General features: G+C 63.8%; 12 protein-coding genes and 1 pseudogene. 8 read left to right on the top strand and 5 right to left on the bottom strand.

The window, feature by feature from the left end; translation table 11 throughout:
* Positions 1 to 161: 161 nt before the first annotated feature.
* Complete coding sequence (locus tag CXR02_RS09715) at positions 162 to 2,093, bottom strand: sigma-70 family RNA polymerase sigma factor (RefSeq protein ID WP_104061802.1); 1,932 nt, start codon at positions 2,091 to 2,093, stop codon at positions 162 to 164.
* Between the two features lie 143 nt (positions 2,094 to 2,236).
* Here CXR02_RS09715 and CXR02_RS09710 point away from each other — a divergent pair, with 143 nt between their 5' ends.
* The 3 genes from CXR02_RS09710 to CXR02_RS22875 all read left to right on the top strand — a co-directional run bounded on the left by CXR02_RS09710 (position 2,237) and on the right by CXR02_RS22875 (position 4,080).
* Positions 2,237 to 3,094 carry a hypothetical protein gene (locus CXR02_RS09710; protein WP_146072503.1) on the top strand — a complete coding sequence of 286 codons (858 nt, stop codon included), beginning with the start codon at positions 2,237 to 2,239 and terminating at the stop codon, positions 3,092 to 3,094.
* Positions 3,095 to 3,528: 434 nt separating this feature from the next.
* Positions 3,529 to 3,756, top strand: a complete 228-nt coding sequence (locus CXR02_RS22125) for a hypothetical protein (RefSeq protein WP_146072502.1) — start codon at positions 3,529 to 3,531, stop codon at positions 3,754 to 3,756.
* Positions 3,757 to 3,954: 198 nt separating this feature from the next.
* Positions 3,955 to 4,080 carry a hypothetical protein gene (locus CXR02_RS22875; RefSeq protein ID WP_258060897.1) on the top strand — a complete coding sequence of 42 codons (126 nt, stop codon included), beginning with the start codon at positions 3,955 to 3,957 and terminating at the stop codon, positions 4,078 to 4,080.
* 119 nt (positions 4,081 to 4,199) lie between these two features.
* Here the strand turns inward: CXR02_RS22875 and CXR02_RS09700 are convergent.
* Positions 4,200 to 5,288: pseudogene (locus tag CXR02_RS09700) on the bottom strand (IS630 family transposase).
* A gap of 233 nt (positions 5,289 to 5,521) precedes the next feature.
* Between CXR02_RS09700 and CXR02_RS09695 the strand changes: the two are divergent.
* On the top strand, positions 5,522 to 6,706 hold the full coding sequence (locus CXR02_RS09695; RefSeq protein WP_104061799.1) for an AI-2E family transporter: 1,185 nt from the start codon (positions 5,522 to 5,524) through the stop codon (positions 6,704 to 6,706).
* 195 nt (positions 6,707 to 6,901) lie between these two features.
* Here the strand turns inward: CXR02_RS09695 and CXR02_RS09690 are convergent, their stop codons facing one another.
* Positions 6,902 to 7,438: a hypothetical protein gene (locus tag CXR02_RS09690; RefSeq protein WP_104061798.1), complete on the bottom strand. Its 537-nt coding sequence runs from the start codon at positions 7,436 to 7,438 to the stop codon at positions 6,902 to 6,904.
* Between the two features lie 227 nt (positions 7,439 to 7,665).
* On the opposite strand from CXR02_RS09690, the gene CXR02_RS09685 reads away from it, so the two are divergent.
* Positions 7,666 to 8,493 carry a DUF1206 domain-containing protein gene (locus CXR02_RS09685; RefSeq protein WP_104061797.1) on the top strand — a complete coding sequence of 276 codons (828 nt, stop codon included), beginning with the start codon at positions 7,666 to 7,668 and terminating at the stop codon, positions 8,491 to 8,493.
* 240 nt (positions 8,494 to 8,733) lie between these two features.
* On the opposite strand, the gene CXR02_RS09680 is transcribed toward CXR02_RS09685, so the two are convergent.
* Both CXR02_RS09680 and CXR02_RS09675 read right to left on the bottom strand, forming a co-directional pair.
* Positions 8,734 to 9,894: an acyl-CoA dehydrogenase family protein gene (locus CXR02_RS09680; RefSeq protein WP_104061796.1), complete on the bottom strand. Its 1,161-nt coding sequence runs from the start codon at positions 9,892 to 9,894 to the stop codon at positions 8,734 to 8,736.
* A gap of 144 nt (positions 9,895 to 10,038) precedes the next feature.
* Positions 10,039 to 10,950, bottom strand: a complete 912-nt coding sequence (locus CXR02_RS09675; RefSeq protein ID WP_104061795.1) for a LysR substrate-binding domain-containing protein — start codon at positions 10,948 to 10,950, stop codon at positions 10,039 to 10,041.
* 174 nt (positions 10,951 to 11,124) lie between these two features.
* On the opposite strand from CXR02_RS09675, the gene CXR02_RS09670 reads away from it, so the two are divergent.
* The 3 genes from CXR02_RS09670 to CXR02_RS09660 are packed head-to-tail and all read left to right on the top strand — an operon-like array spanning position 11,125 to position 14,007.
* Complete coding sequence (locus CXR02_RS09670; RefSeq protein WP_104061794.1) at positions 11,125 to 12,378, top strand: CaiB/BaiF CoA-transferase family protein; 1,254 nt, start codon at positions 11,125 to 11,127, stop codon at positions 12,376 to 12,378.
* Positions 12,371 to 12,811 (top strand): thioesterase family protein, encoded by a 441-nt coding sequence (locus CXR02_RS09665; protein WP_104061793.1) that lies wholly within the window; start codon positions 12,371 to 12,373, stop codon positions 12,809 to 12,811. Before CXR02_RS09670 ends, CXR02_RS09665 begins: the two co-directional genes overlap by 8 nt.
* 41 nt (positions 12,812 to 12,852) lie before the next feature.
* A complete protein-coding gene (locus tag CXR02_RS09660) occupies positions 12,853 to 14,007 on the top strand; it encodes an acyl-CoA dehydrogenase family protein (protein WP_104061927.1) in 1,155 nt (384 codons plus the stop codon).
* Positions 14,008 to 14,027: the final 20 nt, after the last annotated feature.

Here is a 14,027-nt window from a genome sequence, read left to right as displayed (position 1 = left end):
CACGCAAACAGCTCATCGCACCAAGGAATCAGGACTAGCTATGGCCCCCAACTACCGCACCGACCGCTCCCTTCCGTTCCCGGAGCCGACTGCACCCGCCGAGGGCATGGACGTAGCGGCCACATTTGTCCCGGATCGTGAGACGGCGGGGTGGCTGGAGGCTAATACCGGCCGGAGGTGGGCACCACCAGCGTTCCGCCGATGCTGAGGTCAATGTCGGGACGCTCGGCCGATCGACTCTCGCCGGTAACCACAAGGGGCGGGAGGGTCCCTGCAGTGGCCGCTGGTAATGAGCAGCTGACCCGACGGCCGAAGACCGAACATTGCCATCCAGCCGAACCGGCGCCGGTCGGCTGGATTTTGGAGCCGTGGTATTGCAGTGCCACTGTCACATCTGTGGGAACCGTTCCGCCTGTCACGGGCGCGAGAGAGATGACAATAACATCCATGAACTGCTCCTCTCCGCCACGACTGACGGAGGCGGTGGCGCTGAACAGGGTTGGTTGGGCCGGCGCAGGAGGCGGCACCGGGGCCGGAGCAGGAGCGGGCACCGGGGCAGGAGGCGGCCCCGGGACCGGAGCTGAGTCAGAAGGAGGCACCGGGGCTGGGGCAGGAGGAGACTCGGGGGTCGGGGTCGGGGTCGGGGCCGGGGCCGGCGCCGGGGCCGGCGCCGGGGCCGGCGCCGGGGCCGGCGCCGAAGCCGGCGCCGGAGCGGGAGCGGGAGCGGGAGCAGGAGCAGGGGCCTGTACCGGAGGAGCCGGTGCTGGCTGCTGCGGGGCCGGCTCGCCCGCGGGGGGCTGCCCAGGGGAACCGCTGGTCGTTCCTGTTGAGTCCGGCAGTGATACTCCCACTGGAGCCGGTGCTGCCCCGGAGGGATTTTCTGCCGTTGCCGAGTCGTCGGCTGTTGCGCCGTGAGCAGTTGCGTCGTCAGCGGTTGCGTCCTCTGTTCCGCTACCGGGCCCGGCATTATCACCGTCGGCGCCGCCGTTTTCGCTCTCAGCATCCGAGGTGCCGTCGGTCGATGATCCGTCCGCCTGCGAAGTTCCTCCCGGGCCGGAGCCATCGGCCGCATCCGTTGATCTGCTGTCTCCCGGCGTTTGCGAACCCGGAACGGCCAGACCTCCACCGCCAGCGTTGACCCCGCCAATTTGACCGCCCACCACCGCCATCACGACAGCGATGGCGGCAACTGATGCGGCGCTGGCACTCAGCAGAGCGTTCTGGCGAATCCACTCCCAGCTGCGGGAAGCACCCTGCTGGATACCCAGGACAGTGCCGCCGAAGATTCCTCCTGCTGCGATTTTGGCAGCAGCAGGGAATGCCAGGCCTGCGGCAAGCGGGAAGATAATTCCCCTCATTCCGGCGCCGACATCCTGCACCTGGAGGAACAACCCCAGGCATTTGTTGCAGTCCTCCAGGTGCTCGCGGACCTTTGTTTCGTTCCGGGGGCTCAGGCCGGTCCGTGCGTAGGCACCGAGCTTGTCTGTGATGGCGGCGCAACCGGGGTCGTCCACCGTGGCGGTGATGTGGTGCTGAAGATAGGCCTGACGCAGGCCTTCGCGTGCGCGGACGGCGAGCGCGGACACGCCATTAGCGGAGAGTCCCAGCAAGGGGGCAACAGCCGCAGGGGTCATGGCGTCAATTTCTGTGTACCAGAGCACGGCCTGCCAGCGTTCCGGCAGGGAGCGGAAGGAGTCTGCCACGGTTTTCGACTCGAAGGACTGCAGTACGGGGTCGGTGTAGCCGGTGTGAGTCTCGTAGGCGGTCATGTCATCGCTGAGGCTCTGCCGGCCGTCACCGATGTTCTTGCGGGCAGCGAGCCGAGCAATCGAGGAAAGGAGATAGGCCCGGAAAAAGGCGTCGGGTCCGGACCCGGACTGCAGCGCTGCCAGGACGTTTGCGAAGCCCTCAGCGGCGAGATCTTCGGCGTCGGAAGCATTGCGGGCGTAGCGGTGGGCAAGGCCGACGGCGGCGCCGTGGTGGCGTCCGAAAAGCTCACCATAGGCATCGCTCTCCCCGGCCCGGACCTTGGCGATGAGCTCCGCGTCGCTAGGCTCGGCAGATTCCGCACTGGATGTGGCTTCGCTGAGCATAAGTCTTCCTGACAGGCTGTCTATCCCCCCGTGGGACAGTGAAGGACCCCCAGTTTACGGCGGCAATTAGGGGTTCGGACGGTAATTTCGGGAATCTTGAGAAAGTCGCGTCACGACTGCTGGGCAAGCCGCTCTTAACTGGTGTGACCATACTTCAGCCCGCGGCCGGCACCAGGCCAATAGATGCCATGGACGTCCTTGCGCGCTGGCGGCGCCGCACCATGGCTGCCGCTTGGCGTGTGGAGGCAGACTGGCTCTGCCCCGACACCCAAGCACTCGCCACCGCCTTTGCCCGCGGCGCTTTTGACTCCAAAACTGCGGCTGCATCCAGAGACCATTCCGGCGGCCACCCTGCGGGCAGGGTCTTCAGCCTGGGTCCCGCAGGCACGGGATTCAGGACCGGCGACCCGATGGCCATGGAGGCCATCAGGAAGCTCGCGGCTGCCCGGGCATACGATGGCGTGGGCATCGCTGAGGCACTGGCCGACGTCGGCGCCTTGTTTTCTGCGTTCGATCTGCCGACGCCCCTGTGGGTGACGGCCGGCTTCGCCGAAGCGTGGGTGGACGCCTCCTCGCTGCTGAGCGTGGCGATCTCCTGCACGGATCCAGCCAACGGCCTTTCCACGTGGCCGCATTTCCGGAACCGGCTTTACGAGCTCTATGGCGCGCACGACGACGTTGGCCGGGGCTTTCTGGTGGCGGTGCTTAGGCACCCCATACACCAGGGGTCGGGGCGCCGCTGGGAGCTGGAGGCCACGATCGGTCGCATCTGCGCTGACAACTTTGCCCGCAGCGGGACGGTTCTGAGCCGGACCTCCGACGCCGTCATCATTCTGTGTGAAAGGACGCAGGATGCGTTCGGACGCATCAACAGGTGCGCATCGGAACTGAACAGCTTGCTGGAGGCCGAGATCCCATCAGCGACCGTCAGGATCGACGTCGAACCTCTGCCGGACGACGTCGACGACGTTGCCCGGCTCTTGGACAGCCTGCGGCGCTGACGCGGGGCAAGAACTGCTTTGCCTGGCCCGCTGGGGGTCAGGCAAGGTTGCACGAAAGGCTTTGCCTGGCCCGCCGGGGGTGTCAGGCAAGGTTGCACGAAAGGCTCTGCCTGGCCCGCCGGGGGTGTCAGGCAAAGCCGTATGAAGGGGAGGTCCCCTGCTGTTGCAGGGGACCTCCCATTTTTTGTGCCATTGCAAAGGTAGGTCGCCCAGTCCTCCTCTGCCCCAGGCACCCGCTCCGGCGGCACCTTACGTCCCTCCGGCCCAGCAGCCGGCCCCAGTCAAGGCTCCGGCGCCCGCACCAGCTGTCGTGCCGGTCGCCCCGGTCCATCAGTACGTCCCGTCGAATGACCCGGTGCCCGCAGTTGTTGAGCCGGCCGCTGAAGCTCCCGCGGTTGGCCCGGCCACCGCGGGTGACAACCGATGGGGCCACCGTGACCCCGATTGCTTCCCTTTCGTCCGCGACAGCCAACCCGAGCGCGACTCCGACGCCATCCGTGATCGAAACCACGGAGCCTGGGACGGTCAATGCTGACGCCGAGGCGGCGTCCGCAACCGCGCCGGTGGACCCCACCATGCTGGGCGCCGGAGCTATTGTTGTCGCCGTGCTACTCGGTACGGGCGTGTGGCTCTGGATACGAAAGAAAAATTCGACGACTTGATCCGTCCGATGTCTCCGTCCCGAATCGAAAGGATGATTCCGGCCTGTTCTTCTGAGGTGCCCAGGCGGCACCTGTTTCGAGCATTCCGGCAGTATCCTGCCGGAAGTTCTGACCAGCGCCCCTGAAGAGGCCCCGCTGGGGATCCACACACATGATCCGGGACAGGGCGGAACTGCTGCCCGCAAACCGGAGGACACCATGACCGAGACAACGAGCCTGCCGCGGCTCACCGACCTGATCCTGCAGACCCGCACCATTGAGGAGCAAGGCGGGGCCTGCCCCTACCAGGCCACCGGCACCATCCTCGGCCTGTCCTTCTCCTGAAGAAGTACCTCAAGTCGCTCAGGATATGACGCACCACCCGGGTTTCTACAGCCAAGAGCCGGCAGTTGGATCGCCGTAAAGCAGCCAAGGCCTCATCTCCGACGTGCTAGTGGTGTGTCTCAGTTTTGCTTGACGGCTTGGAGTGCGACTCGGCCACGAGCGACTTTTTCGAGGATGCTCTCGGCGGTGGCTGTCCATACCAAGGGTTTGGGCTCGTCGTTGTGGGCGGCAAGGTAGTCCTCGATCGCCGTGATGAGGTCCGGGACTGAGTGGAAAGCGCCGCGCCGCAAGGCCTTGTCCGTCAGTTCCCTGAACCACCGCTCGACCAGGTTCAGCCAGGACGAGGACGTGGGTGTGAAGTGCAGGTGGAACCTTGGATGTTTTTCCAGCCAGGTCCTGACGTTGGCATGTTTGTGTGTTGCGTAATTGTCGAGGATAAGGTGCACGGCCAGTCCGTCCGGGACTTCCTTCTCGAGGGTTTTCAGGAATGTCAGGAACTCGGTGTGCCGGTGCTTGGGCAGACAGGAACCGATGACCCTTCCGCTGGCGACGTCCAGGGCCGCGAACAACGTCGTCGTGCCGTTCCGCTTGTAGTCATGGGTCATCGTTTCGCCCCGGCCCTTCTTCATAGGCAGCGACGGCTGGGTGCGGTCCAGGGCCTGAATGGAGGACTTTTCATCCATGCACTAGACAATCGCCTGCTCCGGTGGATTCAGATACAGTCCCACCACGTCGATGAGTTTCTCCTCGAACCGTGGATCGGTGGAAAGCTTGAACGCTTCGACACGGTGCGGCTTCAGCCCGCGGGCCGACCAGATCCGCTGCACCTGCGCCGGAGACACCCCGACCTTCGCGGCCATCGTCCGTACCGACCAGTGCGTATGCCCCTCCGGCTTCGAGTTCCGCGTCAAGTCAACGATCTCATCGATCGTTGACTGTGGAATCACAGGTTTGCGGCCCCGACCGGAACGAACCTTCCCCAGTTTCGCCAGGCCCTCTTCCTCGAACCGGGCCCGCCACGATCTCACCGTCCCCGGGCTCGTTCCCGCGACCTTCGCGATCGACTCATTAGCCAACCCCTCCGCGGCCATCAACAAGACCTGTGCCCGCTGCACCTCACGATGAGACGCTGTGTGCGATTTCGACAGCACCTCCAACGCGGCACGCTGACCCTCTGAGACCACCAAAGCAGGAGCTGGATTCGACATACCCCCACTTTAACGGAACACTCATAAACTATTTTGGAGACACACCACTAGGTCGCAGTAGGTGTCGTTATGAGCGCTCATAACGACATCTACTGCTACCTACTTTCAGGGGCGCGCAGAGGTGGGGTTTCCCCGCAGGTGCAGCCACATCAGTAGGCTTACTACCTGACGCAGGTAGTTACGCCCCGGGTGCCGCCCGCATCCTGGGTGCCCGCCGATGACCAGGAGTTTCCATGTCACGAGCAACCCACCAGGCCCTGAACGAAGAGACCCCGGGTGAAGTGACGCCGGGTGAAGTGACGCCGGCGAAGCCGCGGGAGTGGAAACCGCCCGGCGCGCTGTGGGCCGATGGCCTGGGAAGAGTGGGGATCCGTTCGGCCCAGGTCCTGCTGATCCTGGCAGTGGCCGTGGTCTCTGTGTACGCCCTGATGCAGATCAAGCTTCTGGTCATCCCAGTCCTGATCGCCCTGATCCTTGCCGCGGCCATCGGCCCGTTCGTCAACTTGCTCCGCCGCCGCGGCCTGCCGGGCGCCGCGGCCACGGGACTGGCGTTTGTGGCGCTCCTGCTCTTGCTGGCAGGCGTTGGTACGGTCATCTACTTCTCCGTCCGGAGCCAGTGGGCCGAGCTGGCGCAGCAGGCCTCCTCTGGACTGGACGAGCTGGAGCAGTTCCTGCTCACCGGTCCGGTTCCGATCGACCAGGAGCAGCTGAACCAGGCACGGGAGGGGATCATCCAGTTTGCCACCAGCAGCCAGGTCCGCTCGGGTGCCATCACCGGGCTGTCCGTGGTGACGGAGTTCCTGGCCGGGAGCGCCCTGATGGTGGTCATCCTGTTCTTTTTCCTCAAGGACGGCGCCAAAATCTGGAATTTCTTCCTGCGGCCCTTCAGCGGGCAGCGGGAAGCAAAACTCCGCCGGGTGGGCAGCCGCACGCTCGAAGTCCTGGGCGGCTACGTCCGCGGCACCGCCGTCGTGGCCCTGGTGGATGCCGTGGCCATCGGCGCGGCGCTCCTGATCCTGCAGGTTCCGCTGGCGTTCCCGCTGGCCATTATCATCTTCATGACCGCTTTCATCCCGCTGGTGGGAGCCACGGTTGCCGGCATCCTGGCCGCCCTGGTGGCCCTCGTGGCCAACGGTCCGGTGGTGGCGCTGATTGTCGTGGCCGTGGTGATCGCCGTGAACCAGCTGGAGGGTGACCTGCTGCAGCCGGTCGTGATGGGCAAGTCGCTTCAGCTCCACGCGCTGGTGATCCTGATGGCCCTGACTGCCGGCACCATTCTGGCGGGCATCATCGGGGCGGTCCTGTCCGTCCCCATGGCGGCCGTCATCTGGGCTGTCATTCAAGTGTGGACCGCTGAGGATCCGGACCTTGAGGATATGAATCCGGAGCTCCCGTCGCCCAACAGCCAGCCCGCCTGAGCCGGATCTTCAAAATCGACGCGCCTATTCCCTGACGCGCTGGAAATATCGAGTGCGCCAAGAAACCTGCGCGTCGCGAACGGCTTTGCGCGTCGCAACAACAGCGCCCCACGACGGTCCGGCACCTGGGTGCCGAACCGCCGTCGGGCGTTGCCGCGTCCTAGTGTTGCCGCGTCCTAGTACTGCTGCTACCGCTTAGGGGCGGAGGCCCTGGAACACGTTCTTGGGCCGCTGCATCTCGCCGTGCTTGGCGCCAAGGATAATCACGGCCGCGGCGAACGCCGGAATGGCCCATTGCAGCAACTTGAGCTGCTCCTGCGCTGACTTCAACTCGTCCGAGGCTCCCGGCCTGGGTTCGGTGGCGCCCTCGCTGCCCTGGTCCGCGAGCTTCTCCACCTTTTTGCCAAGGATGCCGGCGTAGAGCGTCACGGCGGCACCGGCAACCGTCACCGCCGTCTTGATCGCCGTGTCGCGGGCAACTCCGTCCTGCTTGGCGATGCGTCCCTTGTTCTCCCAGGCGATGGCGAGGTCGGCCACCAGGTGGGAGGCGAATGCCGCCGTCTGGATCGGAGCCCACTTCATCCAGCCCGCACTGGACAGACGGGTGCGTTCCGTCGGATCCTTGGCCTCCGCCGTCGCCCCGTTCAGACCGATGGCTCCCATCAGCGCGCCGCCGAACCAGGCCGCAGCGCTCAGATCGTGAATGGACCGGGCAATAAGATTTCCTGCCATGTTGTGGCTTCCTAACGTCGAATTTGCTTCCGAGATGCCGCTGGTGCGGTCTGTACTGGCCTTTGTCCCATCGAAGTCATGGTCGTGTTATCGTAAGCACACTTAGTAATATTGCGAAAGCCCGACGTTCAGCTGGGTTGCGCGTAATATCGTCGCCATGGAAAGACGGACATGACCTGGCCCGGCGCTGGCGAAATGCACGCCGAACGACCGACGAAGAGCTAACAATGGCAGACGGGGAATCCGGCATCAGCGAGGCGGCGGACGCCGTCGAGGACGCGTCAGACACCAAGGCGCTGGACGTTGTGGCGCGCTCCGGATTCGCCGTGATGGCCCTGCTCCACATCATTGTTGGCGCGATTGCCATCGCCCTGGCCTTCGGCCAGCCGGGACAGGCCGATTCCACGGGGGCCATCGAGCAGCTGGGCGCCAACCCGTGGGGACCGGCCGTGCTGTGGTCTTGCGTGGTGGCGTGCACCGGCCTGGCGTTGTGGCAACTGAGCGAGGCCACCCTCCGCGCCCGACACCTGCCCAGTGCGAAGCGTTTGGGAAAACTGATCTCGTCAGGGTGCCTGACCGTTGCCTACGGAAGCGTGGGGTTCAGCTTCGCCGGATTCGCCGTCGGCCTACGCGGGGACTCCGGCGACACCACCCGGGATTTCAGCACCGCCCTCCTGGACGCACCGTTCGGACTGCCCCTGCTGGTGACGGTGGGCCTGACCACCATGGGCGTGGGCGTCTACTTCGTAGTCAAGGGGCTGCGGCGAGGGTTCAAGGACGAGCTTTTCCACTTCGAGGGCACCCGCCGCGGCAAGCTCATCGACGCCCTCGGCGTCACCGGGCACGTGGCCAAGGGAATTGCACTGAACCTGGCCGGCCTGCTGTTTGTTATCGCCGCCGGGAAGCAGAGTCCCGAGGAATCCACCGGTCTGGACGGCAGCCTGAAGGCACTCCGCGACCATCCGTTCGGCCCGTACCTGCTCGTGGCGATCGGGGCAGGCTTTATCTGTTACGGCCTGTTCGCGCTGGTCCGGGCCCGGTTTGGCCGGATGTAACCACCCAGGAAGAGGAAAGCCATGTCAGCCGTGAGCCAACTGTTCGCCTCCCGCATCCGGGCCGTCGACGCGGTCGGCCAGTTTCGACGCGCAAAGCCATTTTCGAGGCGCAAAGTGGCTGGCGCACGTGGAATATCGGGTGGCCAACTTTTTTGCGCGTCGCCAACTTTTTTGCGCGTCGCCAACTTTTTTGCGCGTCGCCAGCCCATGTGCGCGTCGCACCAGCCGCCGGGCATTCAGCTAGCGGAACGCTGACACGCCCGTGATGTGGTTTCCAAGAATCAGGGTGTGCACTTCGTCTGTCCCCTCATAGGTGCGGACGGATTCGAGATTATTGGCGTGCCGCAGCGGTGAATAGTCCAGGGTGATGCCGTTGCCACCCAGAATGGTCCGCGCCTCCCGGCAGATGGCAATGGCTTCGCGGACGTTGTTCAACTTCCCCACGGAGACCTGAACCGGCTCCAGCGCTCCCGCATCTTTCAGCCGGCCGGTGTGGATGGCCAGCAAAGTGCCCTTCTGGATCTCCAACAGCATGTTCACCAGCTTCTCCTGCGTAAGTTGGTGGCCGGCCAGGGGCTTGCCGAACTGCATTCGCTCTTGCGAGTAGCCCAATGCGACTTCGTAGGCATCGCGGGCCGCACCCATGGCGCCCCAGATTATTCCGTAGCGCGCCTCGTTGAGACAGGAAAACGGCCCCCTGAGCCCCTTGGCTCCCGGCAGTATTGCCGTTCCCGGCAACCGGACATCTTCGAGCGTGATGTCGCACTGGATCGAGGCCCGCATGGAAAGCTTCGATCCAATGGCGGTGGCGGTAAACCCGGCAGTGTCCGTGGGTACGATGAACCCGCGGATCCCGTCTTCGGTATTAGCCCAGATGACAGCAATCCGGGCCACGGACGCGAGACCAATCCAGCGCTTTGCACCGTTGATGATCCATCCGCCGTGACCGTCCGGTCGGGCTTCGGTAGCCATGCTCGAAGGATCCGAACCCGCGGTGGGTTCGGTAAGTCCGAAGCAGCCAATCACTTCACCGCGCGCCATCGGCGGTAGGTGTTCGTTCTTCTGTTCCTCGGATCCCCACTTGTGGATGGCGGTCATGGCCAGGGAACCCTGGACGCTGACGAAGGTTCGCAGACCGGAATCGCCGGCTTCCAGCTCCATCGCGGCGATGCCGTATTCGACGGCGGTCCGGCCGGGACAGCCGTACCCTTTCAGGTGCATGCCCAGGACGCCGAGCTCTCCCAGCTCAGGTACAAGGTCCAGCGGAAAATGGGCGTCCTCGTACCAGGTGTTGATGTTGGGTCTGATGCGCTCCGCCACAAAACCGCGGACTTTGCTGCGCAGTGCGAGCTCGTCAGTGGTCAGCAAACTGTCCAGGTTGAGGACGTCATCGTTCAACATTGCGGTCGCAGCTGTGGTCACAGAATTCTCCTGGGGTGGGGCGGCAACCCGGTCGACTCCGGGTAGCCAGCGAGTGATCACCACTGTGCCAGCCGAATTACTGCAGATCCAATACTTAATGGGACATCAGCTGATACCGCGAAGTCATGAATCGGGTGACATCCCGGGTGTCGGCAGCACTTCTTCCGAGAGCCTGAGCACTTCGCGCAGTGCGGGGCTGTTGTTGTCTTTACGCCAGGCCAGCCTCAGCTGGATGGGTTCTACGGGGTCATCCAGCGGCAGAAACACCACCCCTGGGTACTGGAAATTATCCGGAACTGAGGAAACCGTCAGCGCCACTCCCATTTCTGCGCCCACAAGTGCCATCAGCGTCTGGGAATCCGGGGCCATGTGCACTATTGAGGGAGCGAAGCCGGCGCCATTCGCGAGCCGGTGCAGGAAGTCATGCAGGATGGCTCCCGGGTGCTGGGGCAGCGTGACAAAAGGCTGCCCCTCCAGGTCAGACATCAGCAGCGATGGGCGACCGCTCAGCGGGTGCCCCTCGTGAAGGGCAATGACCAGCCGTTCATTGGCCACGATGCGCGACTCAAGGGCTGCAGGAATGAAGTTCCACCGGCCAAGTCCAACTTCCATGACGCCACCGACCACCTTGTCCATGGCCGGCAAAGCGAAATTTGAACTGTAGAGCTCGAAGTCGATGCCGGGATGCGTCTCCCGGACCCGTTTGGCGAGTTTGCCAACCATAACGTGCGAGGAAACTCCTGCGAACGCCACCCGCACGCGCCCCGTTTCACCCTTTCCCACGGATGCCACTGCCAGGGCGGATCTCCGGCAGGCATCCAGGATGTCCCGGGCAGGCGCCAGCAGTGCTTCTCCTGCTGCGGTCAAGTGGACGGTCCGGGTGCTGCGGACAAACAGCGCAGCCTTGAGTTCGTGTTCCAGGCGCTGGATGGCGCGGCTCAGGGGTGGCTGGGCCATGTGCAGTTTCGCTGCGGCGCGGCCAAAGTGCAGTTCCTCCGCGACGGCCAGGAAGGCTCGGATTTGGTGTAATTCCACTGCTTGACTAGCTCCGGTCCGAGAAAACGACGTTGTTCATATGCCTAAGGTACCGAAGAGTCCGCCGTCGTCGGTAATGACTCTGAGGTATCAATCTCACACCAAGAATGTATTGGACCTGCATCAATTGTCTTGCAAGGGTAGGTGACGTAGACCACACACCGGAGGAGACAGATGAAACAGCCGAGCACCGACCCAACGAGCCGCCAAGGTGAAAACCTTGGCGGCTCGCGCAGCAGCCGGGGAGTTGATGAGGTTTTCGGCCGCTCAGGTTCCGGTCCGCTCAGCGGGATCGTTATTGCGGATTTCAGCCGCGTGCTGGCAGGCCCGTACGCCACCATGCTCCTGGCGGACATGGGGGCCACGGTGATCAAAGTCGAGGGCCCGGACGGTGATGACACGCGCACTTACATGCCACCGGTACGCGATGGTGAAGCCACTTTCTTCCTGTCCGTAAACCGCAACAAGCACTCCATAGCCCTTGACCTGAAGGATCCCCAAGACCTTGAGGTTGCCCGGGATCTGGTGCGGGCCTCGGATGTCATGATTGAAAACTTCAAGCCCGGCAATATGGAACGTCTTGGGTTGGACTATGCCACAGCGGCGGAGCTGAACCCGGAGATCATTTACACCTCGATTACCGGCTTCGGTACTGGCGCCGGAGCCCACATCCCGGGCTACGATCTGCTGGTTCAGGCAGCCTCGGGCATGATGAGCCTCACCGGGGATCAGGACACGCAACCATTTCGTGCGGGAGTGGCTCTCTTCGACGTCATCACGGGCCTGCACGCGGCGATCGGAATTTTGGGCGCCCTGCACCACAAGGACCAGACAGGCGAAGGCCAACTGGTGGAACTTAACCTCCTGAACTCCGCCCTTTCCGGCATGGTGAACCAGTCCGCGGCTTACGTCACTGGCGGCGTGGTGCCAACCCGGATGGGAAATGAACACCCCAGCATGTACCCCTACGCATCCATGCAGACTGGCGACGGCATGATCATCATTGCCACCGGCAATGACGCCCAGTTCGCGAGACTCTGTGCCGCGTTGGCAATGCCGGAAGTGGCCAAGGACCCGAAGTTCGCCAGGACGCTGCAGCGCAATGCCAACCGGGACGAGCTCCGCGACATGCTCCACAGCCGGCTGGCCACGCAGTCTGCCGATCAGTGGTTCACGAAGCTCTCCGAGGCAGGGCTGCCGTGTGCCCCCATTCAGGACGTCCGCGGCGGCATCGAATTTGCGGAGCGGCTCGGCCTGGAGCCCGTGGTTCTGGCGGGCACGGGATCGCGCAGGATCCCAACGGTCCGGCATCCAGTGGCGTACTCCCGCACACCCGTTGACTATGAGCTGGCGCCGCCGGAGCTGAACAACGGCTCGGAACTGGTTCGCGGCTGGCTCCAGTCGCAGAAAGCCACGACCCATGCCTGAACCGTTCCGAACGACGGTCTCCTCACGCTGGTCTGACCAGGATCTCAACGGCCACGTTAACCATGCCGCCGTTGTCACCCTCCTGGAGGAATCGAGGATTCGGTGGCGATCGGGCATGCCCGGGCATCCATGGCCAGCGGGCGCCCCCACAGTGGTGGCAGCGCTCGAGCTGAACTACCGCAGACCCGTGACACATGGCGAGGACCTGACCGTGGACCTTTGGGTTACCAGGATCGGTTCGTCTTCCTACACCCTCAACTGCGAAGCCAGGCAAAACGGCCTGCTGGCCGTCGACGGACGTACGGTACTCGTCTCGGTCACACCGGAATCCGGAGCTCCACGACCGCTTGAGGAACCAGAACGGCGCTGGCTTGAAGACTTCCAACCGGAAGTGCACCACCATTCCACCCGCAATCCAATGGAGCAGCTGTGATCACACCCGACCAAGCCGAAAGCGGCACGGATTTCTACCTGATGGACGAGTTCCTCACCGCCGAGGAGCGCGAGCTGAGGGGCAGGGTCCGGAATTTCGTGGACAAGGATCTGTTGCCTGTTATCAATGGCTATTGGGAAAGGGCAGAGTTCCCGTTCGAACTCATTCCCAAACTCGCGGCGCTCGGAATCATCGGGTCCACCATCCAGGGCTTCGGCTGCCCAGGACTGAGCCGGCTCGCCGCCGGCATGGTGGCCACCGAAATTTCACGCGGTGACGGGTCAGTCAACACCTTCCTTGGCGTCCAGTCCGGCCTGGCCATGGGCACCATCAACATGCTGGGCAGCCAGGAACAGAAGGAGCGCTGGCTCCCGGCAATGGCCGCGCTGGAAAAGATCGGCGCCTTCGCGCTGACTGAGCCCGACCATGGGTCAGATTCGGTGGCCCTGGAAACGAGCGCCCGGCGTGAGGGCGACAGCTACATCATCTCCGGGCGCAAACGCTGGATCGGAAACGCCAGCATGGCCGACGTCGTGATTATTTTTGCCCGGGATGAGGCCGACTCGAAGGTCAAGGCTTTTGTGATGGAAAGGAACGACGACGGCACGTACCCTGCGGGGTACAGCGCCGAGGTGATCACCGGCAAGATCGGCAAGCGCGCCATCCTGCAGCCGGACATCACCCTGGAAAACGTCAGGGTGCCCGCGCAGAACCGGCTCACTGAATGCCACTCCTTCAAGGACGTGACTCGGGTGCTGACGTCCACACGCAGCGGGGCCTCCTGGGAATCGCTCGGTCACGCCATTGCGGCATACGAAGCGGCCGTGGCGTATTCAAAATCCCGCGAGCAGTTCGGCAAGCCGATTGCCAGTTTCCAGCTCGTACAGAACAAACTGGCCAACATGCTCGCTGAGCTCACCGCCATGCAGCTGATCTGCTACAGGCTGGCGGTGCTGGCCGAGGACGGCCGCATGACCGGTCCGATGGCCTCGCTGGCCAAGATGCACACGGCACAAAAGGCACGGTGGATCTGCTCGGAAGCGAGGGACATGCTGGGCGGAAACGGCGTGCTGCTGGAAAACCACGTAGCGCGGCACATGACGGACATGGAAGTGGTCTCCACCTACGAGGGCACCGATTCCATCCAGTCCCTCCTGGTTGGCCGTGAAATCACCGGAATCTCAGCTTTCAGCTAGACCCGGTCCAAACGCAAACA

Source organism: Arthrobacter sp. 4R501 (genome assembly GCF_002929755.1).
In the GTDB taxonomy this organism is placed as follows: Bacteria; Actinomycetota; Actinomycetes; order Actinomycetales; family Micrococcaceae; genus Arthrobacter.
This window is presented reverse-complemented; position numbering and strand designations above follow the sequence as displayed.

Bases quoted from the DNA above. Each gene is read 5' to 3' on its own strand.
- CXR02_RS09690 (WP_104061798.1), bottom strand. From the start codon at position 7,438: ATGGCAGGAAATCTTATTGCCCGGTCCATTCACGATCTGAGCGCTGCG.
- CXR02_RS09665 (WP_104061793.1), top strand. From the start codon at position 12,371: ATGCCTGAACCGTTCCGAACGACGGTCTCCTCACGCTGGTCTGACCAG.
- CXR02_RS09670 (WP_104061794.1), top strand. From the start codon at position 11,125: ATGAAACAGCCGAGCACCGACCCAACGAGCCGCCAAGGTGAAAACCTT.
- CXR02_RS09715 (WP_104061802.1), bottom strand. From the start codon at position 2,093: ATGCTCAGCGAAGCCACATCCAGTGCGGAATCTGCCGAGCCTAGCGAC.
- CXR02_RS09685 (WP_104061797.1), top strand. From the start codon at position 7,666: ATGGCAGACGGGGAATCCGGCATCAGCGAGGCGGCGGACGCCGTCGAG.
- CXR02_RS09695 (WP_104061799.1), top strand. From the start codon at position 5,522: ATGTCACGAGCAACCCACCAGGCCCTGAACGAAGAGACCCCGGGTGAA.
- CXR02_RS09680 (WP_104061796.1), bottom strand. From the start codon at position 9,894: ATGTTGAACGATGACGTCCTCAACCTGGACAGTTTGCTGACCACTGAC.
- CXR02_RS09660 (WP_104061927.1), top strand. From the start codon at position 12,853: ATGGACGAGTTCCTCACCGCCGAGGAGCGCGAGCTGAGGGGCAGGGTC.
- CXR02_RS22875 (WP_258060897.1), top strand. From the start codon at position 3,955: ATGACCGAGACAACGAGCCTGCCGCGGCTCACCGACCTGATCCTGCAG.